Source organism: Paenibacillus sp. 1_12 (genome assembly GCF_900114475.1).
Classification (GTDB): domain Bacteria; phylum Bacillota; class Bacilli; order Paenibacillales; family NBRC-103111; genus Paenibacillus_S.
Window position 1 is genome coordinate 148,396 of record NZ_FOTE01000012.1, and the last position, 21,778, is coordinate 170,173.

A 21,778-nucleotide genomic window follows, 5' to 3' on the forward strand; every position below is an offset into this window, starting at 1 on the left:
CAGTTCCACAATGATAAAAGGAGTGGTCATATTGAGTACTGTAAAACGGCAGGATAAAACCATTACCCAAGTCGCAACGTTATACTCCATTATTGCTGCGATAGGCGGTTTCTTGTTTGGATATGATACAGCTGTTATTTCGGGGCTATCGGCTTTATAGCCTGTAGAGCGGAGATGCATTCGTATTACTGAGGGTGTTTATGTTATTGTGAATACGAGTGTAACGCAGGTAATAGTCAGGAGGCTGCACAATGAATCAGAAAATCGAGCAAGCGCTCGCTGCTGTTATAAGAAACTGGAAATCGATGGCTGCGTCTAAGAGCGAGGAAGCCGAGTCATCGGCGGATCAATTTGAAGCTTCTTTTTATGTATGGATCGAGACTGTCCGTGATTGGGTGTACGAGCTTGAGCAGCGGCCCCAAACCCTTGAGGAAGCTATGGAGTTACCGGTCATGAAGGAAATTCTCGAGGTGCTGCCGGAACCGCTGCTGCTGAATTTTGAGACTGAAGTCGAGTTAATTCTAGAAAAAACCATCAGAATCGACGATGAGAAATACGACTAGCCCACTAGATGTACATACCTCCATCAACCTTAATAATTTCCCCTGTTACAAAATGGGAATGGGCGATGACCGCATACACTACATCAGCCACATCTTCAGGAGCAGCAACTCTGCCAAGCGGAGTACCTTCACCCAGGCGCTTCACATGATCCTCCTGACCTTCAACCCATCTAGTTTGCACAATGCCAGGCGCAATGCTGTTTACACGCACCTCAGGCGCCATCACACGTGCCAGTGATTTGGTTACACTGTTGGCCGCTGCTTTGGAAGCCGCATACGCAATCGAGCTGCCAAGCCCTGTGAGCCCGGCAACCGAGGTGATATTGATGATACAGCCTCTGTTCTTCTTTAACTCAGCGGACGCAGCGCGGGAGCAGAAAAACATCCCCTTCACATTCACATCCATCACCCGATCCCAATATTCTTCTTTTAGACCCTCCAGATCATCATGGCTGACAAAGTCCGTCACTCCGGCATTATTAACTAAGATGTCCAGTCTACCAAAAGCATCGATTGTGGCCTGCACCATCTGCCTCACCAACGAGTCGTCCGATACAGTACCTTTAAATAGCAAACATTGTACACCCAATGCCTCAACTTCCTGCCGGGTTTCTTCCGCTTCTTTGTCCGATTTGGAATAGTTGATCGTAATATGAACACCCTCCCGGGCCAGGCGAAGCGCAACCGCTTTACCAATTCCTGTTGCTGAGCCTGTAATCAATGCCACCTGATGTTTCATTATTTTGCCTCCTTAATATTCATTGCAACTACGGGTTCTATAAGTCCATTTCCCTTTGCTTTTCTCTGTAATGTAGCCAGCACAACACCGCCAACAATAAGCAGCGCACCGACGACCTGGACGATGGAAACTGCAGTGCCAAGGAGCAGGAATCCCACAATCATCGCGACAAACGGTTGTAAATTCAAAAAAACCGAAGCCTTGCCGGCACCTACCCGCGTTAATTGGATATTCCATATGACGGAGCACACACCCTGCATCACAATTCCCGTTGCAAACAACAGCACCCACGCCCACAGATGTGGACTTACCTGATGAAGCGGCTCCTTGATCAGTGCTACCGGTATGACCAGTCCTGAGCCGATTACCGTCGAATAGACAGTAGCCGTAAACGCTCCCATTCGTTCTGTCAGCTTACGCATAATAATAACGGACACGGAGAACGTGAACATCGCTATAAAAACATACAGCATGCCTATGGAAATCTGGAGACCATCCGATCGGCCGACCACGAAAAAAATACCCGTAATGGCGATCACAGACCCGATCAGCATTCGCTTCGTAATCAATTCTTTTAGAAACACTCTTGCCAGTACAGCAATGGTCAGCGGCGCCAAAGATAAAATCAATGAAGCCGTCGTCGCATCAACGGTTTGCAGTCCGGTAAAAAACGCCGTTTGGTTGAGCAATGTACCAAAGATCGCAAGTGGAATAAGCAGCTTCCAATCCCGAGAGACCAGCTTGCCCAGCTTCCGTGTACCCCACGCATAACTGAGCAAGCAGATGGATGTCGCTGTTAAACGAAAAGCCGACAACAGCAGCGGCGGAAACTCATGGACCAGCATCGAGCCAAAAACAAAGTTACTACCCCAGCAGACCACACACAAAATCAGAAGTACATATGACTGTATCATGCACAAGCGCCTCGTTCCTTCATCTTGAATGGATGTCATTCTCTTGGCTTCTTTACAGCTGTGTAAGCGCATTCCGAACAGCGAGAATATACTTGGACTGATCGAGTGGGTTAACCCCTCTTCGTTGTCGTTCCACCTCTACCTCCGGCGGACAATCTTGATAGCCCGCAAAAAACACGGATAACGTCCCTCGACCCTTGGTCAGCGAGCCAAGCCGTGAAGGGAAATCGAGAGAAGTCGCTACCGGCAGCATACCTTCTATGTCCATCCGTCCGTTCCGAAGCACAGGAGTATCAAATTGGCTACGCATCAGCACGAGCTCATTCATCAGCTTGCCGCCATATTCTTCCGGTGTAGACAATCGGAACCGCAGCAGCGGCTCCAGCAGCTTAGTTCTGGTGTTGGCTAACCCATCCATAATTGCCATCGGAGTTGCAATAACAAAATCCAGCGGGTGCGTATGCCACACATGATGCTCGCCTTCAATCAGCGTGATGACCAGATCTGTGACTTCCCAGCCCCGCAGACCTTGTTCGAGAGCTATCGGTACCCGGCGTGCCACTTCATTCTGATACCGTTCGAGCAGATGTTCATTTCTGACAATGGAGCTGTAACGCAATCCGCTCCCTCTGGCCCCAGGCTCAATCCGAAATCGCAGAATAGCCCAGCAAGGCTTAGGCATCGTATAGGCCATAAAGCCTTCCCCTGCATGTACCGGTGTTTCTTTATAGATCACCGAAGGTTCACCTAAGGTAACAACGAGTCCGTACCTGCTGCTTAGCAGATGAATGATGATCTCCATTTGAATCCGTCCCATGACCTTGAGATGCAGCTCACGCTCATCCTGCAGCCATTGCAGGTCCAACAAAGGGTCTTCATCGGCCAACTCCTGCATCGCAGCTACGACAGCCGGATATTCGGCTTCATTACGCCAATGCACCTGCACGGTGAGCAGTGGAACCGCCAGCCGCTGCTCACCTGGCACACCTTTAGGGGAACCCATAATATCTCCAATTCTTGCCCGGCTCCAGCCGTACACAGAAGCGATATCTCCCGCTTGCAAAATCCCTGTATCTATCGTCTTCTGCCCCTCCACCTTGCGAATCTGCGTTACCTTCTCCTCGATGCCAAGCGTATGATTAAACACCGTATCGCGATTGCGGATAACACCGTTATAGAGGCGTACATGAGCGATTCTTCCCATCGCCGCGTCCTTTTCCAGCTTGAAAACAATTCCAGAAAGCTCCGCTTCGTTACTACCTGCAGGTGCTGGCAGCAGACGAACCATCGTGTCCATCAGCTGCGCTACACCTACACCCCGATTAGAAGCCCCGAAGCATACAGGCACACAAAGCGAACGTTGAACGGAATCGATAAGGACAGGCAGCAGCTCTGCCGTATGCACATCCTCGGTATCCATATACTGCAGCATCAATGCATCATCCTGCTCTGCTGCGTACTCGACAAGCAGCTTCCTATAAGGGGCTGCCCATGGCTCGTATGGAGTCCTGCCCTCGTCAAGCAGATCTACTGAGCCGACAAAGGTGTCCTCGACACCATCCGGTGCTTGTATCGGCACTGCAGCGGGTGTGAGCAGACGACGAATTTGCTCCATCACAGCTAGCGGATCTGCACCCACCCGATCCATTTTATTGATATATAGGATCGTGGGCATCCGCATATCGCGCAGCGCCTGCCAAATGACCTCAGTTTGCGACTGCACGCCCTCCACGGCTGAAATAATCAAGACCGCGCCATCCATCACTCGCAGCGACCGCTCCACCTCAGATAGAAAATCGACGTGTCCAGGTGTATCCACCAGGTTGATCGAAACCCCCTGCCAGAGTAAGCGCGTAACGGAAGCTCTAACCGAAATGCCCCGCTCCCGCTCCACATCCAGTGAATCCGTCTGTGCCGTTCCTGTATCTACACTGCCCAGCGTCCGTATACGGCCGCTTTGATACAGCATCTGTTCTGTAGTCGTCGTTTTCCCTGCATCCACATGAGCGAATATCCCAATATTGCGTCTAGCCTCTTGTTCCTCGAACATCATAAATTGGCTCCTTAACGGCTTTGATTTCATTTTAGCGCAATTGGGCCAAAGTTGCATGCCTTATTCGGAACGCCACCTGCTTCACTCACATACTCTTAATTCATAGAGGGCTGTGACGTGGAGTCCAATCATGTTCAGCTCACAAGCGCTTTCGTCCAAAACCTAGCCGATGGAGTTGACCAAATGTCCAGTTCAACCGGGATTCAGCGGCGCAGCCGCACAAAAATCGATGTACTTATCCCTGCGATAGATAAGGATTTAGCCACTCTGCCTTTTGTTATTGATAGTGTACGAAAATATGTGATGCATCCTATCGGAAAAATTATGATTGTGTCCCCCAACAGTGACCGGATCAAAAGCCTCTGCGCACGAAAAAATTGCACCTTTGTTCATGAAAATACCGTCCTGCCGATAACCAAAAAAAGTATTCATTACAGCTCCCGCAGATGGGACCGGTCCGGCTGGCTGTTTCAGCAGCTGTTAAAATTCGGTGGCAGCTCGAAGGTTTCCCAAAAATTTTATCTCGTCATTGACGCGGACACCGTGCTTATTCGCCCTCATCTGTTCAGAACAGGCAGCAAACAGGTGTTTTATTGCCGCAATTGGAGTCAACCCGAATACTTTACCACCTATCGAAAGCTGCTGGGGAAGCGTGCGCCCAGACCGTCCTCCTTCGTCACCCACTATATGCTGTTTGAAAAAGCAAAGCTGGCCCGGCTCAAAAAGAAGATCGCTGCCCGGCACCATACCAGCTGGCATTCGGCGATTATTCGCAGCATCAATAAATCCAAACAGTTTGGTTTTTCCGAATTTGAGACGTACGGGAATTTCCTGTATGCCAGCTCGCCCAAACGTGTCATCCTGAAAAAAGCATTGAACAAGAGCTTAAGCATGAATCCAGCAGGAATACCCAAGTCCCGGATCAAGAAGCTGGCAAGAACCTACCGATCCATCTCCTTTCATAAAAGGAAATGTTATGTGAAGACAACGAAGAAGTAGCCTCAGGTTACTTACTTCCCTGTGATCGTGAGTTCCGAGGCAGCACCGGTTTCTTCATGGGCGAACGTGAATACAGACAGAAAGGCACTTAGGCTACCCACAGAGGGTGTCCAAGTGCCTTCACCATTCATCACGAACTCATCATGCTCTCTGGAGCTTAGCTTCCAGACTTGCTTTAACCCCCGGCCATTCGGCCTCAATGATACTGTATTGCTGAGTATCTCTGATAAATCCGTTATGGAGAATACGATCCTTTCTCAAGGTACCTTCATGCTTGGCTCCAATTCTGAGAATCGCTTTATTGGACCTTTCATTTCGCGCATCCGCCCGAAATTGAACACGAACCAGCCCAAGCTCCTCAAACCCATATTGAAGCAGCAAATACTTACATTCGGTATTTACGTGCGTTCGCCATACTTTAGGTGAATACCAGGTCCAGCCTATTTCCAGGTTCTTGTTGGGCAGCGAGAGGTTCAGGAACCGGGTAGATCCTATGATTTCGTTGGTCTGCACATCCATAATCGTAAAGGGTAATTGCAGTCCATTTTCCTGTGCATCAAGAGCCTCCAGCACAAGCTCATTCATATGCTCTAAAGCGTTCATTTTACTAGGGAGATACGTCCATATTTGTGGATCATTTCCGGCTGCAAATAAACCTTGTACGTGTGCTTGCTCAAGCGGAACCAGCTTGACCCGTTTCCCCGTTAAAGCTACCTTTTCCAACAAACGATCACTCTCCTGCATGATTTTCTTATATCATATCAAGAGATTGGCCTCATCTATAGATCCAATTTATACAATTTATGTTGTACCATTAGTGAGTTCTAAGGTTTCTTTTATGAAAAAGGAGATCCTCTCCCTTAAACAGGGTATGATCTCCTTGTTGAAAATGCTACATGTTAACTTTTTGCAGCGGAGCTGCATGTAGGGTCGACTTGATCATGGAGGTTTGACAAAGCGGACAAAGCGGGCTTTCTTCAAAAGTCATTCCGACCCTCATCCAACAAGTACACATGCTGTCTCCACATTTCCAAATATCGACCTGCTCAAGTTCCGACTCAGCATTACGCACAGGAAATTTATGCAGGTATGGATTGCGCAATTTCATCGTTCCTGCGACTTTGGATGCTTCACTATGGTCCATTGTAGATCACTCTCGATGCAAGTACTCCGTGTGATAACACTAAGGGTTCCATTGAAACCAGCCTCCTGCAAAACAATTATTTTTTCAATAAGACGGTAAGGAAAACATAAATTACGAAAACTACGAGAATTACAGTAGAACTTATGGATACTGATAATAAGAAAGTTCTCGTTTTGTCTTTACTTAACTTGTTAAAGTCAAGAAATGATTTCTTCATTTTCATTGAGCAGCCCACCTCATCATTCAGCGAGTGGCCTCTTCTAAGTCACTCGCTTTTTTTCATTCGTCTTGTAAACGATCAAAATAGCGCTTCTTTGATGCTCTACACCAGAAAGCGTTGATTTGATGACCGAACCATAACAAACGTTAATCAATTGATCATCCTTTAAACCTGCCAAAAACTCATTTGCTTTGTTCTCCGCATAAGAGTTATCCGTATCGAGAAATTCTTTAACTTGGATCATTGCAGCAGCTCCTTTTCAATGGTTTTACATATGTGCACTCCGATAAGTGACCTCATCACGCTCACACCTGAATTCGGTTACATTTAATGTAAAAGGGGTGTGAAAATGCAATGAGGCATTCCGCAAACTTGCGGAATGCCTTCACTTTAGGTTATCTTAGCACCCTTCTAGACGACTGTCAAACTAAGAAACGGAATCTCCAGAATACATAACTGAATTGTGTAAAAGGAATGGATTGGATTTACATATAATACTTGGTATAATGCTGTAAAGGTCTCCGTATGGGAGACCTCTATTTATATGGGAGGGATTTGTGTGAAAATGGATTGTAATCATCCAAGAAGGTTCGTGAGTCGTGAAGGAGGCGAAATCTACTATGAGCCTTAGTCCGTTGATCGTAGGTTCACGACTGCAGTTGATCAATCAGCTTGTTTACTTTGATGATGAAAAAATCAATTTCTTGAATCATTATTATCCTGAAAATAATCACAAGCGCAGTGCGTTTGAGCGGATATTATCTGTCTATACTTCAACTCTTGAAAAAATCATCTCTGATTTGAACGAGGAAAATCTAAACTCCGTTGCCTTGATCGGAAGCCGATTGGAGCTGCGGTATTTAAATGATGATTGGATCGAATCCTTTACTATTGTGTTCCCCCAACATGCCGATCCTAACCAAAACCTGATATCGTTCTTGTCTCCTATGGGATTTCAATTACTCATGTCTCAAGTCAACGAGACGTATCAGCTTGAAGTGCCCTCCGGGGTCATTTCGGTAAAAGTCGAAGGCATTAAGTATGTGAATCGCGGCGATGTAAATTAGTTGTCAAACGTATCTAATCGGGCAGCCTTGCTATTCAAGAAGGCTGCTTTTAATTTATCAAAGCCGATTTGAGGTGTATGAATCTGTCTTGGAAGAGAATGAGCAGACTTATTGAAATACTTTTCGTTCCGGTTATGTTAGCTCTCTTATGGTGGACTAACTATTCGTCTCCCCATACTGAGGAAACACTTATGATAGTACGTTGGAGTGTTATCATTATTTTTTCCTTATCTTTAGTAAATGAAGTCCATACTTACCTTACAATTAAATCAATGAGCAACTTCATAGTAGTGATTATTTTGTTCTTATTTATCATTGGTTTTACATTCAACTTATTCAATATCATATTTACTATATTTCTTTATTGTTTGATTGGTCTTATTGTCTACAGGATATATCGATTCTTGAGACATCAAAAAAATAGATTCTGACAACCCAATCTGTATGAAATAGTTTAATAAAAATAATGTGAAGAAAAAGGCCATTCTCCTGCGGATGGTCTTTTTCAGCATTCCCTTTTGTTGCAGCTTAATTCGGCCCGCGGTTTGCCCAGCACTTTTTTTCAGGGAGGTCCGTCAAGTTTGTCAGCATCCCTTTGCGGACACAGTTGGCGCTGTACATGTTGCCCCCATGGGTTTTTCTAACTTCACAACATCCGTTTGGCCGCACTGAAAAGTGAAGCTGAGTTAGATAATATCTAGACAAAATATACAAACATCTAGTTTTTATTGTTGACTATTTTCAAACAATAATTTATTATGTCTAGGTATAATCAAACAAATTTATTATATGTTTGAATTTTTTATATATGAAAAAAGAAAAGAAATGGATAGACGAGAAGAAACTGTTCAAGAGCGGCTATCACAAGAGAGGTGTGGAATAATGAAAGGCAATCAGGCTGTCCAATCAAGCCTTTTCCAAAACCGATTTGTCCGGACGATTTTGTTGTCCAATATATTGCTACAAATTGGCATTTGGGTACGAAACTTTTCGGTTTTATTGTTTGTGATGGAACAGACCGGAAATGACCCTTACGCGGTTTCGCTCATTTCCGTAGCGGAATATGCCCCGATCTTTCTGTTTTCCTTCATTGGTGGGACTTTCGCAGACCGATGGCGCCCTAAACGAACGATGGTTTGGTGCGATATGCTGAGTGCGACTTCCGTGTTTGCTGTATTTGCCACGCTTTTGTTCGGGTCGTGGAAGGCTGTATTTTTTGCGACGCTCGTATCGGCGATATTGTCTCAGTTTTCTCAGCCTTCGAGCATGAAACTATTCAAGCAGCATGTGCCAGCCGAGCAGGTTCAGCAAGGAATGGCACTGTTTCAGACCAATACAGCGATTTTCATGATATTGGGTCCGGTATTCGGCACGCTTGTTTTTCAGTCGTTCGGCATTCAAACGTCGATGGTCGTGACGGGAATCGCATTTTTCTTGTCCGCTGCCGTACTAACGCGACTGCCTGCTGATCGTAGCGAGGTTCAAGCGAAATCTTCTACCGGATTTTGGCGGGAGCTCTATGACGGGGTTCAATATGTGAAGTCCAAATATGTATTGACCGCTTTAGCAGGAACGTTTGCTGCGATCGGACTCGCAAGTGGTATAACACAGCCGCTCGGCGTGTTTTTGCTGACGGAGCGGCTCCACCTGCCGAAGGAAAATCTACAATGGTTCATGATGGTAAACGGCGCTGCGATGCTGATCGGGGGCGGTCTAATCGCTTCCTTATCAAAGAAGGTTGCACCGCAAAGACTGCTGGCTATCGGCATGCTAGCGGCTGCGATTGCTTTGGCGACGATGGGGATGTCAACCTCAATAGCGCTCACGGTCGTCGCCCAGTTCATGATCGGCTTTTTCTTCCCATGCTTCATGATCGGTATTAGCACGCTGATTTTACAAAATACGGAGCAGTCATTTATCGGCCGCGTCAACGGCGTGCTGAACCCGTTTTTCATGGGAATGATGGTCATTTCGATGAGCACAGCAGGATGGGTAAAAGACAAGTTTTCACTTCTTATCGTGTACGAAGCTGCAGGCGCTGTGTTCATCATCGGCCTTCTGTTTGTCATCCCGCTGTTTAAGCTGCCATACCAACAAAAGGAGCCTACGGCGCAGCCCCAAAAATGAAATGAAAAGAGGAAAAGAAAATGAAAATACAAACCACTGTAAAATATAAGCCTGTTATCGTCTCGGAAAGCTATGAGCATATTGACGGACGATTCGCCCAAAATACCGATGCCAAAAGCCTTTCTCTGGGATTGGCTCAGCGGAGTGATAATGGGAAAACTGATATAACGGCCAAAGTCTGGGGATGTAGTGGAGAAACAGGGTCCGGTCATTCAGAAGAGCTGCCTTTGCATCGTGTTCTTGACCTTGCCATTTTGATTTGTAGAAGCAGCTTATATTTTCAAGACGCCTATCGTTTCCCGAAACTGTATGATCCTGATCACACAATGATTGATCGTATCGGGCTTCAAGGGGGTGCCATGAATGTATCCGTTTGTACAGAAAATCCTTTGATCGATGAAGATATTAAGCTGTTTTCGCAGATTCTTAGTGAAGATGGCGAACTGGTTGGAGAACGACTTCGTGTATTGTCCCGTCTACTGAAAGAAATGGGGGATTACAATTGATTGAAAACGAATATTATTTGTCACCTGCAAGACAACTCACCGAAGTAGAAAAAGAGCTTGTCTGGAAAAAGCCATTGTAAATGAGCTCCCTGCAAAGCTAGTTCGGATTATCGCTCGGTATATATGATTTTTATGAAAAGACTACACGAACGAAAATGGGAGTACGACAATCACCAAGAAAAAGGCAGCCGGTTTAGTTAATCGGTTGCCTTTTTCTCACTGAAACGGAAGGATAATATCATCACAGCAGCCATAACAACACCAGAGGTGCGATACCAAGTGTAAAGAAGGCTGTCACAATCATCGCTATACTGGAGATGGAGCCGGAAACCACGCTAAACTCGAATGCTTTGGAGGTACCTGCTGTATGCGCGCTTGTGCCGAAAAGCACACCCCGAGCAATCTCATGCTCAATCCGGCATAGGCGAATGATCAGCGGACCCACTATCATGCCAAACAAGCCCGTCATCAGGACAAATATCGCCGTGATCGCCGGTGTGCCTCCCAGCATCTCCGTCACAGCCATAGCTATAGGTGTAGTCGTGGAGCGCACAGCCAGACTGTCGATAATTCGATTCTGAAGATGCAGCTCCTTGGCCAGCCAAACGGAGGATATAATGGCCAGGCTTGAGCCGAAGCAAACACTCACGATAATCGTCAGCGCGTGCTTTTTTAGTATCGCTATATGCTTATACAAGGGTACGGCCATTGCTACAGTCGCCGGACCGATCATATCGCTCAGCCACTCCGTACCCGCATGATAGGTTTCATAGGGCGTTCCGGTAAGCAGCAGCACAATCATAACCATAGTCGGCGTAAGCAGAATCGGTGACAAATACACTTTGGGCAAAGAGCGGTACAACCTTTTGGACAACCCATACACAGCTATCGTTACGATCAGACATCCTATTGCGAGTGTAAGCATCATCCATTTCTCCTTTTGTCTTTGACCATCCATTGCGCCAGAAATCCTGCGCCTACCATCACCGCAATGGAGCTGACCAGCATAACGAGCACTATACGCAGCCCGCTGGACATCATTAGCTCCTTATATTGAATCAGGCTTACAGCCGGTGGAATAAAAAAAAGCAGCATCTCCGCCAGCAGCCAGCTTGCTCCAGCATCAATCCACTCCAGCTTGATCAGCTTTGTTTGCAATCCTATAAAAACGACTACAATCCCGATAATACTCCCAGGAATCGGTATATGCAGCAGCGCCACAAGTTTATTCATAGCTATCGAAATCAACATAAAAAAACCGATCTGAACCACACATTTCAAGAGCTTGCTCATCATGAATCCTTCCTTTCATCTAAAGTGTACTTCAAGTTCTATCATTGGTAAAATGAATATATAGAATGATTACTATTCCATTTATCTATAGCTAGGAGAATACACTGATGGATATCAAGCAGCTGCAATATGTATTGGAACTGGCTCGGTACAACAGCTTCACCAAAGCAGCCCATGCGCTGCATATTACTCAGCCCACGCTGAGCAAGATGATCAAAAGCCTGGAGGAAGAGCTCAGCCTGACCCTGTTCTCCCGAGTTGGCAAACGTGTGGAATTAACAGACGCCGGGCATGCTATCCTCTCCCAGGCGCAGCATATCGTGAGCTCCTTCAATAACCTCACGTCTGAGCTGAGTGATTTGACGAATTTACATAAAGGCCATATTCGCATCGGGCTGCCGCCTATGGTCGGGTCGAGCTTTTTCCCACAAGTCATGAGCCGATTTCGCGAGCTTTACCCCGGACTAACGATAGAAATGGTGGAAGAAGGCTCCAAAAAGCTGCAGATCGAAATTGCTAACGGCCATCTCGATATGGGTGTCGTGCTTCTGCCGACGAATGAGGAGCTGTTCGATACTCATTTAATTATTCAGGAAAATTTGAAGCTGATCGTTCATCCTTCCCATCGACTCGCACAGCGAAGTGAGGTAGCTTTATCGGAATTGGCCCAGGAAACGTTCATCCTATTCCACAAGGATTTTACCCTGCACGATCAGATCATCGCAGAATGTGTCCGGAGCGGGTTCCATCCTCATGTGTTGTATGAAAGCTCGCAGTGGGATTTTATCCATGAAATGGCCGCGGCCAATCTCGGTATTGCCTTATTACCGGAAACCATCTGCAAAAGACTCGATCCTGCCCATGTTAAAGCGATTCCTTTAATCGAGCCCTCAATCCCTTGGCATTTAGTCATGATTTGGCGAAAAAACAGCTACCTCTCTCTAGCCGCGCGCGAATGGATTCGGTTCACTCAAAGTCTTTTTTAGACCCGATTCAAAAAGAAGCTCGATTTCATTGCTATATCGTGTTTATCCGAACATGCGGATGGGTAATCTCTTAAAAGATCGATATGTACGTAGCATAGGGAGGAAACCTCAATGGAACGCAATCACACGATGATGCAATTTTTTGAGTGGCATTTGGCATCGGACGGGGAGCATTGGAAAAACCTGTCCAAGCTTGCGCCTGAACTGAAGGAAAGAGGGATCGACTCCGTATGGATTCCACCTGTAACTAAAGGCCAATCGGTCGACGATACGGGATATAGCGTGTACGATTTATACGATCTTGGGGAATTTGATCAGAAGGGTACGGTCCGCACTAAATACGGATCAAAAGCGGAGCTTGAAGCCGCAATCAAAGCCTGTCAGGAGCACGGAATTGCGGTATACATCGATCTCGTGATGAACCATAAAGCCGGGGCTGACGAGAAGGAAGTTTTTAAGGTAATTCAGGTGGAAGAAGATAACCGGACCGAGGAAATTTCCAAGCCCTTTGATATTGAAGGCTGGACCAAATTTACTTTCCCAGGCCGCGGCAATCAATATTCAGATTTCAAGTGGTCCTTTGAGCATTTCAATGGCACCGACTTTGATGCCAAGCAAAATAAGAGTGGGATTTACCGAATCCTCGGTGAAAATAAAAAGTGGAATGAACACGTGGACGATGCGTACGGAAATTATGATTATTTAATGTTCGCGAATATCGACTATAACCATGCCAAGGTCAAGGAAGAGATGATCAAGTGGGGCAAGTGGCTCGCGGATACGCTGCAATGCAACGGGTTCAGGCTTGATGCGATTAAACATATCAGTCGTGAGTTTATTAAGGATTTTGTGACCGAGGTCATGAAGGCTCGCGGTGAAAACTTTTACATAGTGGGCGAATTTTGGAACTCCGAGCCTGGCGCTTGTCAGGAATTTTTGGACACGGTAGATTGCAAGATTTCATTATTCGATGTATGTCTCCATTATAATTTTAACGAAGCTGCACAAGCGGGCAAGGCTTTTAATCTGACTACGATTTTTAAGAACTCATTAGTGGCCTCACATCCTCAAAATGCGGTTACTTTCGTCGATAACCATGACTCGCAGCCGGGACAATCATTGGAATCGTGGGTGGGTGACTGGTTTAAGCAAAGCGCTTACGCGATCATCCTGCTTCGTAAGGACGGTTATCCGTGTGTGTTTTATGGCGATTATTTCGGCATTGGCGATGAACCGTCAATTGAAGGCAAAAAAGCTGCCATCGATCCCCTGCTGTATACACGCTACCACAAGGCGTACGGGGAGCAGGAGGACTATTTCGACCATCCGAACACAATTGGCTGGGTACGCCGCGGTGTTCCGGATATTGAACGCTCAGGCTGTGCAGTGGTCATCTCCAATGGGGATAAAGGCGAGAAGCGAATGTGTGTTGGGCCGGAGCGAGCAGGCGAAGTATGGATTGACTTTACCAACACGCGTGATGATAAAATCACGATTGGAGCTGACGGATTCGCAAGCTTTCCAGTCAATGGCGGCAGTGTATCGGTATGGGCGCAGGCTGATGCGGGTTAATTCATCGGTTGAACACATACTAAAAGGGCACCCTGTGGGATGCCCTTCCTGTTGATATTTATGAAAGTAATGATAGCTGTAAGAGTTACATTTCCTCAACGACTTTTCGACTGATAGCCAGATGCTTAATATCCTTGAAGCTGATAAACTTCTTATCCCGCTCATCCCAGATTCGGAAGCGAAGCAGTTGGAGACTAGTGCGCAGTGTAATCGTCTCAACATCCCGCAATACTGGATTCACATTGTGGACCTTTTCCAAATAGTAGTTAGGCACACGCGGGCTCAAATGGTGAATATGATGGAAGCCGATATTTCCGGTTATCCAGTGCAATACCTTGGGTAAATTATAAAAAGAGCTTCCTTGCATAGCCGCTTTTACATAATCCCATTTGTCATTATTCTCAAAGTACGTTTCCTCAAACTGATGCTGAACATAGAACATCCAGATGCCAGCCGTACCGGAAACTAGGAAGATCGGAACTTGAATGAGCAGAAATGTTTCCCAGCCCAATGTCCAGCACAGCAAGAATGCCGAACCGAATATTCCGATATTGGTAATATACGTGTTGATCCGTTCTTTCATGTTAATATTTCTACGATTAAAACGGTAATCAATCAGAAAAATGTATGTTGGACCGATACCGAGAATCACTATCGGATTGCGGTACAGCCGGTAGATGATCCGCTTCAACAGTGAAGCAGCCAAATATTCATCCACAGTCATCGTCCAGATATCTCCTGTACCCCGCTTATCCAGGTTACCACTGGTCGCATGATGAACGGAGTGCGTGTGTCTCCATTGGCGAAAGGGAACACTGGTCAAAATCCCGGTTATCGTCCCGACAATCTCATTAGCCAGTTTATTTTTGAAGAAAGATTTATGGCAGCAGTCATGAAAAATAATAAAAACCCGTACGAGAAATCCGCCTGCAACGATCGTTATCGGTAAGGTAAGCAAATAAGAAACCGACAAGCTTAAATAAGCCAGATACCAAAGGACGAAAAAAGGAATAACGGTATTCAGGATTTGCCACACACTGTGCTTTAGATGCGATCTTTCGTAGGGTGCGATGTCTTTGCGCCAGCTGCCTTGTTCCTTATGAAGCATTGTATTAAATCTTCCTCTCTTCGAATCCATGGTAGATATATGTGTACCCGTTGTCATATACGAAGAAGCTCAGACTTAGTTTCAACTTCTTTAATATAAAATCGAACAGCCGTACATTGTTGAAGCGCAACTCAATTGATAATGATTATCATTTTCAACTTGATTATACGCATTATAATTGGGCATTGCAAGCCTAAATCGTTCATTGCAAATTCAATCGCTTTTCATTCCAATACCATTAGGAAGTTAACAGAGTTTCATCTTAGAGTGGTATTTCACCATCATAGAGGGGGACCTTCGGAGTTGGCATCTCATTAGTAAGCATCTCTAATTATAACCGAACTGCATGTAAGCGCAATATACAATCCTCCAAAATTATTAGTCATAATCTCTTTGTATAACCAATAATTTCAATGACTCTCCCGTTAATTTCACCGCTTCGTCAAATATATTTACAAATGGTAATGTTACAATAGTTGTCACGACTATAGTTTTCCTGCGTTATCGGGCACTGCAGAGTTCAAAACCAGCTGGGTTAAAGAGCTCATACTTCACACGATTTGCAAAAAAATGTTGCCGCGAGCTTCAAATTATGTGAAAATAAACACTGTAGTCTTTAAATTTACGAAATTACTCGATGAAGGTGGTTAGACCCTGTGATTACTGTTCAATCCACGAATGAAGCTGATGTAACTGCACGTAATTATGTGCAAAGCGTCTTTGAAACTGTCGTAAGCCGCAATCCCAACGAAAGCGAATTTCATCAAGCGGTCAAAGAGATTCTTGAATCCCTTATTCCCGTCATCGCTAAGCATCCGAAATATATGCAGCATGGTGTTCTGGAAAGAATCGTCGAGCCAGAGCGAATGATTTCATTCCGTGTGCCTTGGGTAAATGACGAAGGCAAAGTTATTGTAAACCGCGGCTTCCGCGTGCAATTTAACAGTGCGATCGGGCCTTTCAAAGGTGGACTCAGATTTCACCCATCCGTAAATGCCAGTATCATTAAATTCCTTGGTTTTGAGCAAACGTTCAAAAACTCCTTAACTGGTCAGCCAATTGGCGGCGGTAAAGGCGGTTCCGACTTCGATCCTAAGGGAAAATCCGATGGCGAAGTTATGCGTTTTACCCAAAGCTTTATGACAGAGCTATGTAAATATATCGGACCCGACACTGACGTTCCTGCTGGAGATATCGGTGTAGGCGCTCGGGAAATCGGCTTTATGTTTGGTCAATACAAACGTATCCGCGGCGGCAATGAAGCTGGCGTTCTTACGGGTAAAGGCTTGACTTATGGCGGCAGCTTGGCTCGTACGGAAGCTACTGGCTACGGTGCGGTCTATTTCGTTAATGAAATGCTGAAATCCAAGGGATTAAGCTTTGAAGACAGCACAGTTGTTGTTTCCGGTTCCGGTAACGTTGCGATTTATGCGATTCAAAAAGCAACGCAATTAGGTGCTACGGTTGTAGCTTGCAGCGATTCTAATGGATATATTTACGATAAGGACGGCATCAAGCTTGATACCGTACGTAGATTGAAAGAAGTCGAAAGAAAACGGATTTCCGAATATGTGAAGGAGCACCCAACAGCTACTTACGTTGAAGGCTGCGAAAATATTTGGTCCATACCGTGTGATATCGCTCTTCCTTCCGCAACGCAAAATGAAATTGACGAGGCTGCTGCGAAAGCGATGGTTGCCTACGGAGTTAAAGCAATTGGCGAAGGTGCTAATATGCCATGTACTTTGGAAGCGATCGATGTATTCCTGGAGGCTAATGTGCTGTTCGGACCCGCTAAAGCAGCCAATGCTGGCGGCGTAGCTGTATCTGCACTTGAAATGGCTCAAAACAGTATGAGATATTCATGGAGCTTCCACGAAGTAGATGACAAGCTTCATGTGATCATGAAAAATATTTATAAAAATTCCGTTGAAGCTTCTGAAGAATACGGATATCCTGGCAACCTCGTTGTAGGCGCCAATATCGCTGGATTCATTAAAGTCGCAGACACGATGATTGCCCAAGGTATTATCTAATTTGTAAATGTTGGCAGAAAAACAACTTATATCAAAAAAGGACAACCCATCAGCGGTTGTCCTTTTTTGTAGTTTGTCTATTCATAGTCTTTTGCGTTTATAGCGAGCAACAAAGATGCAGGATACCAGCAGCAGCAGGAAGGCCACGCCAGCAGCTATAGCCTCAGTTACAGTACCCTGCTGCTGCTGCTGGTTCACTTGTCCGCCTGGGCCACCGCCCATGCCTCCACCAGGTGGACCTCCTTGTCCTCCTCCACCCATGCCACCAGGAGGGCCTCCTTGTCCTCCTCCACCCATGCCACCAGGAGGGCCTCCTTGTCCTCCGCCCATACCTCCGGCTCCGCCTTGACGGTTAGCCATTTGTCCTGTTTGTCCATTTTGGTTGGTCTGATTTTGATTGGGTTGAATTTGATTTGATTGATTGGGTTGATCAGTTTGATTGGATTTGCCAGTTGGATTGGCCTGACCCATTGGGTTCGTTTGTGCCGATGGGTCCACTTGTCCTTTTTGAGCAATTTGATCTGCTTGGCCATTTGGTGCGATCTGCGCAGGCTGCGACGCTAGAACGGCAATACCCGACTGATCCGTCTGCGAGGTTTGAACGGCATCTTGAACATTTGCCGCACCTTCACCGGGCTTACCGCCCATGCCGCCACGCATTCCGCCTCCACCCATTCCGCCGCCGCTGCCACTTCCATCTCCCGATGAAGGGGACGTTCCGTCCAACTGCTTGGCAATCGTTGTGACCTGCTGAGCGGCGAATGTGGTCAGCTGCGTGACGCCTTTTTGATATTCAGCATAGGTGTAAAATGCAGTTGGATCTTTTTCCACGTAGCCTGAAATTAACTGTGACAGTTCCTGAACACGGGCTGCAAATACATCATTGGATAAAAAACCTTGGATGCTTTCCGTCAAAAATTGATGGTACTTCTGCTTGTTAGCATCAACTTTGAGCAGTTTATCAATGAGGGGCCGTTCCGAAAGCGTTCCTTGAGTCGGCTCATCAATCAAAATGCTTGATCCTCCAAGACCTCCAAAAGCCATATTGTAATCCCATGGAAGTACCGAGAATACTCCTTTGTTCTCATACAAATAATAATTATGCTTGTTGGTACCGAGATAACTGTCCATATTCGCGGTCAGCACATTGAGTGCAATAAATTTGAGTGCTTCGTCGACATCCAACACCTTACTATAATCTGTTCCCGTGTTCAGCTCCTTGAGCATATCGAGAATGACGTTGCCATTCGTGGACTTCGATTTCAAATCTAGTCCTTTATAGGCATCTATCGTTTCCAGCCATGTCAATTCGCTGCCATTGCCGCCATTAGCTTTATACAGGGCTCCATATGCATTACCAAAATTACGTTCCAGATAAGACTCCCCTATTTGCTCCACTGCCAAATAAAAGCCTTTGAGTTCACCATTCACATAGACATTCACAAACGAATATCCAGGTGTCGGCAAGCCCAATCGTTCGGCAAGCTCATAGGTTAGAAACTCACGCATGTAGGAGGCATCACTGTAATTATTGTTCAGATTGATTTTACTTATACCGTCCAGCTGCTGGCTGGATATATATTCATCGAACGAGATCTTGAAGCTGTACCGATCGGAATCCGAGCTCACTACGCTTCTCAAGCTGAGGTTGCCCTTGGTACGGATGGCTACATTGTCAAAGTGCTGTCCATTGTAGTCCACGGATGCAGTTTTAAATTCCTCCTGGCTGGCGTTATCCAGCATATCTTGAAAATCGGCCGCACCCATTGTAATCTTCACATCAACCACACGATCTTTGGGAAATACATTTGTCGCTTGTTTCTGCTGATTGCTAGCTGCTGCCGAAGATACGGGGCTGCTGCTCGAACCCGTGAACTTGTTTGTTGCCATACAGCCTGCCAATCCGATGACAAGGATGATACACAGCAGCAGCTCCATCCACTTGGCTTTCATCTTCCACGACCTCCTTTCCAGTTGTTCCATTTAAGACACGTAGTCACCGCTATAGCTGATTAGAACGGCATTTTTAACACCATTCATTCCCGAAACCTCGTTGACGAAAGATCCTTCGTTATCATTCAGCCGCAGCTCGAGCGTAATTTCGATATTGCCATGAGTTACTGTCTTTTGCTTTACGTTGTATCTTTTCACTAATTTCTCTACAGCCGTATGGACTTGCTTCTCACTGTTATCCCCATCGCAGTTAATTACCAGCAAATAGGGAGTTTCGAAAGACGTTTTTTTGATAAACAAAAACATGATGACACCGATGACAGCCGAACCGACAAAAGCCAGTGTGTAGAAGCCTGCCCCGGATACAATACCCGCTGCTGCTGCCCAGAACAAGAAGATCAGATCCGTAGGGTCTTTAATGGGTGTACGGAAACGAACGATGGACAAAGCACCGACCATCCCGAGTGACAGAACCAGATTGGAATTGACCGCGATAATGACCATTGCCGTTACCATCGTCATGCCGATCAGCGAGATGTTGAAGCTCTTCGAATATAGAACACCGCTAAATACCCGTTTATAGAGCAGGTAAATAAAGAACCCGATAAAAAAGGCAACTGCCAAGGTAAGTATCATTTTGGTAAGGTTGATATCGGAAACAAAGTTGTTGACGACAGACTTTTTTAGTAAATTGGTAAAAGTAGTAGCCGTCGTTCCGGCAGTATTAGCGGCAGCAGCCGTCTCTGTTGTTGTAGCCATTGCAACATCCATAATTAATAATCCTCCCACGTATTAAATTTCAAAAACTTGCGGCAAATCACATATTTAGAAGCGGATTGCCGATGCAGCCCTTCAAGCTGTATGGCAGCCCGGATATATTCAGGAATATATTCATCGTACTTAACTTCAAAGATGATCAGATTCTCATCAATTGCCCGCACCGCCTGCAAATCCTTGTTGAATATGTCTGTACCATGAAGGCCAGTCCTAAGTTCCTTGTCGAATGTAATTCGCACATTACCGGTCGGGCACACATAAGGCTCCCGTACATAATCGACAATCACTTTGGGGCGCAGCAGCTTGTGTTTCATCTCCCGATACACTTCCATCAATAAAGGTTTGTCCGGTACATTCAATACTTCAATATCTCCCGCAACGATAGCCTCGTACATTTCTCTGCTGATCGGTTCTTTCACTTTGGCGATATAATCGTTAAATTTGATTTTTTTCTCAAAATGAATCACGTTGTCCTGCACGTTATAAATCCGAATACGGTACTTGACCCGATCCCGGATGCCGCCCAGCTTCTCATGAAGCGCTTTATTGTTCACATCATCAAAGTAGAGGCTGCGGATATGATATTCTCCTGTTATACCGACATTTTGGTCTTGGCTCATCAACCCTTTGAGCCGCTGGCGGATCAGGTAAAACTGATGCTGATTGATGAAAAACTTGAGTTCATGGCGATATTTCAGCTGCTTTTTCATGTGGCACCCCTTTCCATAACAGCACTCCTGTGCAGCTCTCTTGCTTACAAACTCATCTTAACCTGCTTACCTGAACTGTTTCTAAGCAGCGCCTGAATACGAACTGAATGTTTACAATTCCTTAATAATTCGTGCAAGTGTGCCTACTAACATGAGAATGCCATACACAAATCCCTTGAGTGGATGAAGTAAACACAAACCGAAGAGCTCAGGAAGTAGTGATAAACGTGTTCATTTACGAATGATGTTCGATGTGCTATATATAAAGTTATGACAAACACTAACAAACCGATTATTAGTCGTCGTTCACGGCCTGCTAAAGCTCCTTTAAGTAAAGAAACAATTATTACAACAGCTCTTGAACTACTCAGGAAGGATGGCCTAACTGGACTTAGTATGCGTAAAGTGGCTGTAGCACTGGATACAGGACCTGCTTCCCTTTACGTTTATGTTGCCAATTTGAATGAATTGAATGGTTATGTTTTGGACCTTGCCTTAGGCGATGTCATTTTACCTTCTGGACATGAAGGCCCTTGGAAAACAAGGTTACTTGACCTCCTGCAATCGTATCTGTCCATTTTGTATCAATCTCCAGGCCTTGCCGAATTGGCACAAACGACAATTCCGTCGGGTTCCAACTACCTTCAAATCATGGAAACCATACTTGGAATTCTTGTTGAAGCTGGGTTAGAATCTACCGCCGCTGCATGGGGAGTTGATTTACTGCTTCTGTATGCGACGTCTGTGGCATTCGAGCAAAGCTCGCGAGATCACAATGGGATCGGTATGGACCCCCTTGCAAACATCATTAATTCTTTAGATTCTGTAAAATTTCCTCACATCTTTAATCTGAAGACCCCACTTTTCTCGGGTGGCGAGACTCGCTTTAAATGGGGGCTTGAGATTATTATGAACGGTATTCTGCACACCCCCAGTCCATCCTTACATGAATGGACAGCTCCTGAAAACCATACAAAATGATACAACTGACCATTCTCCCAGCAGGCTACA

General features: G+C 45.7%; 22 protein-coding genes. 10 read left to right on the forward strand and 12 right to left on the reverse strand.

The genetic code is table 11. The features are described 5' to 3' along the window. Positions 1-31 precede the first annotated feature (31 nt). Both BM210_RS35780 and BM210_RS23670 read left to right on the forward strand, forming a co-directional pair. Positions 32-160, forward strand: a complete 129-nt coding sequence (locus tag BM210_RS35780) for a hypothetical protein (protein WP_256223971.1) — start codon at positions 32-34, stop codon at positions 158-160. Between the two features lie 91 nt (positions 161-251). Then, positions 252-563 (forward strand): hypothetical protein, encoded by a 312-nt coding sequence (locus tag BM210_RS23670; RefSeq protein WP_091174240.1) that lies wholly within the window; start codon positions 252-254, stop codon positions 561-563. A 4-nt stretch (positions 564-567) separates the two neighbouring features. Here BM210_RS23670 and BM210_RS23675 read toward each other — a convergent pair whose 3' ends face one another. Genes BM210_RS23675 through BM210_RS23685 form a run of 3 tightly spaced genes read right to left on the reverse strand, consistent with a single transcriptional unit; the run spans position 568 to position 4,266 of the window. Beyond that, complete coding sequence (locus BM210_RS23675; RefSeq protein WP_218184963.1) at positions 568-1,302, reverse strand: SDR family NAD(P)-dependent oxidoreductase; 735 nt, start codon at positions 1,300-1,302, stop codon at positions 568-570. Then, on the reverse strand, positions 1,302-2,216 hold the full coding sequence (locus tag BM210_RS23680; protein ID WP_091174330.1) for a DMT family transporter: 915 nt from the start codon (positions 2,214-2,216) through the stop codon (positions 1,302-1,304). The genes BM210_RS23675 and BM210_RS23680 overlap by 1 nt, the downstream gene beginning before the upstream one ends. A 52-nt stretch (positions 2,217-2,268) precedes the next feature. Continuing rightward, positions 2,269-4,266, reverse strand: a complete 1,998-nt coding sequence (locus BM210_RS23685; RefSeq protein ID WP_091174333.1) for an elongation factor G — start codon at positions 4,264-4,266, stop codon at positions 2,269-2,271. Positions 4,267-4,452: 186 nt separating this feature from the next. On the opposite strand from BM210_RS23685, the gene BM210_RS23690 reads away from it, so the two are divergent. Then, positions 4,453-5,268: a DUF6492 family protein gene (locus BM210_RS23690; protein WP_091174336.1), complete on the forward strand. Its 816-nt coding sequence runs from the start codon at positions 4,453-4,455 to the stop codon at positions 5,266-5,268. Between the two features lie 141 nt (positions 5,269-5,409). Here BM210_RS23690 and BM210_RS23695 read toward each other — a convergent pair whose 3' ends face one another. The 3 genes from BM210_RS23695 to BM210_RS23705 all read right to left on the reverse strand — a co-directional run bounded on the left by BM210_RS23695 (position 5,410) and on the right by BM210_RS23705 (position 6,876). Continuing rightward, positions 5,410-5,994 (reverse strand): GNAT family N-acetyltransferase, encoded by a 585-nt coding sequence (locus tag BM210_RS23695; protein WP_091174246.1) that lies wholly within the window; start codon positions 5,992-5,994, stop codon positions 5,410-5,412. Between the two features lie 166 nt (positions 5,995-6,160). Then, positions 6,161-6,412 (reverse strand): cold-inducible protein YdjO-related protein, encoded by a 252-nt coding sequence (locus BM210_RS23700; protein ID WP_256223972.1) that lies wholly within the window; start codon positions 6,410-6,412, stop codon positions 6,161-6,163. Between the two features lie 260 nt (positions 6,413-6,672). Further along, positions 6,673-6,876: a sporulation protein Cse60 gene (locus BM210_RS23705; protein WP_091174248.1), complete on the reverse strand. Its 204-nt coding sequence runs from the start codon at positions 6,874-6,876 to the stop codon at positions 6,673-6,675. Positions 6,877-7,252: 376 nt separating this feature from the next. On the opposite strand from BM210_RS23705, the gene BM210_RS23710 reads away from it, so the two are divergent. The 3 genes from BM210_RS23710 to BM210_RS23720 all read left to right on the forward strand — a co-directional run bounded on the left by BM210_RS23710 (position 7,253) and on the right by BM210_RS23720 (position 10,332). Then, the gene (locus BM210_RS23710; protein WP_091174251.1) at positions 7,253-7,699 is read left to right on the forward strand and encodes a GreA/GreB family elongation factor; all 447 of its coding nucleotides are present in this window, start codon (positions 7,253-7,255) and stop codon (positions 7,697-7,699) included. A gap of 882 nt (positions 7,700-8,581) precedes the next feature. Then, complete coding sequence (locus tag BM210_RS23715) at positions 8,582-9,826, forward strand: MFS transporter (RefSeq protein ID WP_091174254.1); 1,245 nt, start codon at positions 8,582-8,584, stop codon at positions 9,824-9,826. 20 nt (positions 9,827-9,846) lie between these two features. Next, entirely contained in the window at positions 9,847-10,332 is a 486-nt protein-coding gene (locus BM210_RS23720) for a DUF6530 family protein (RefSeq protein WP_091174256.1), read from the forward strand. Positions 10,333-10,573: 241 nt separating this feature from the next. Here the strand turns inward: BM210_RS23720 and BM210_RS23725 are convergent, their stop codons facing one another. Together BM210_RS23725 and BM210_RS23730 are read right to left on the reverse strand one after the other, a co-directional pair. Further along, positions 10,574-11,257, reverse strand: coding sequence for an LrgB family protein (locus BM210_RS23725; RefSeq protein WP_091174257.1), 684 nt, complete (start codon positions 11,255-11,257; stop codon positions 10,574-10,576). Beyond that, positions 11,257-11,628: a CidA/LrgA family holin-like protein gene (locus tag BM210_RS23730; protein ID WP_371263528.1), complete on the reverse strand. Its 372-nt coding sequence runs from the start codon at positions 11,626-11,628 to the stop codon at positions 11,257-11,259. The genes BM210_RS23725 and BM210_RS23730 overlap by 1 nt, the downstream gene beginning before the upstream one ends. 104 nt (positions 11,629-11,732) lie before the next feature. Between BM210_RS23730 and BM210_RS23735 the strand changes: the two genes are divergently transcribed. Then, entirely contained in the window at positions 11,733-12,611 is an 879-nt protein-coding gene (locus BM210_RS23735) for a cidABC operon transcriptional activator CidR (RefSeq protein WP_091174261.1), read from the forward strand. A gap of 111 nt (positions 12,612-12,722) precedes the next feature. After that, entirely contained in the window at positions 12,723-14,183 is a 1,461-nt protein-coding gene (locus tag BM210_RS23740; RefSeq protein ID WP_091174264.1) for an alpha-amylase, read from the forward strand. An 85-nt stretch (positions 14,184-14,268) separates the two neighbouring features. On the opposite strand, the gene BM210_RS23745 is transcribed toward BM210_RS23740, so the two are convergent. Then, a complete protein-coding gene (locus BM210_RS23745) occupies positions 14,269-15,291 on the reverse strand; it encodes a Delta(5) desaturase DesA (RefSeq protein WP_091174266.1) in 1,023 nt (340 codons plus the stop codon). Between the two features lie 659 nt (positions 15,292-15,950). Between BM210_RS23745 and gdhA the strand changes: the two genes are divergently transcribed. After that, complete coding sequence (gene gdhA, locus BM210_RS23750; protein ID WP_371263530.1) at positions 15,951-17,327, forward strand: NADP-specific glutamate dehydrogenase; 1,377 nt, start codon at positions 15,951-15,953, stop codon at positions 17,325-17,327. 81 nt (positions 17,328-17,408) lie between these two features. Here gdhA and BM210_RS23755 read toward each other — a convergent pair whose 3' ends face one another. The 3 genes from BM210_RS23755 to BM210_RS23765 are packed head-to-tail and all read right to left on the reverse strand — an operon-like array spanning position 17,409 to position 20,767. Continuing rightward, positions 17,409-19,280, reverse strand: a complete 1,872-nt coding sequence (locus tag BM210_RS23755) for a CotH kinase family protein (RefSeq protein ID WP_091174272.1) — start codon at positions 19,278-19,280, stop codon at positions 17,409-17,411. A 30-nt stretch (positions 19,281-19,310) separates the two neighbouring features. Beyond that, on the reverse strand, positions 19,311-20,051 hold the full coding sequence (locus BM210_RS23760; protein WP_371263529.1) for a DUF4956 domain-containing protein: 741 nt from the start codon (positions 20,049-20,051) through the stop codon (positions 19,311-19,313). A 2-nt stretch (positions 20,052-20,053) separates the two neighbouring features. Continuing rightward, the gene (locus BM210_RS23765; RefSeq protein WP_091174275.1) at positions 20,054-20,767 is read right to left on the reverse strand and encodes a polyphosphate polymerase domain-containing protein; all 714 of its coding nucleotides are present in this window, start codon (positions 20,765-20,767) and stop codon (positions 20,054-20,056) included. Between the two features lie 270 nt (positions 20,768-21,037). On the opposite strand from BM210_RS23765, the gene BM210_RS23770 reads away from it, so the two are divergent. Then, a complete protein-coding gene (locus BM210_RS23770) occupies positions 21,038-21,748 on the forward strand; it encodes a TetR/AcrR family transcriptional regulator (protein WP_091174277.1) in 711 nt (236 codons plus the stop codon). Positions 21,749-21,778 lie beyond the last annotated feature (30 nt).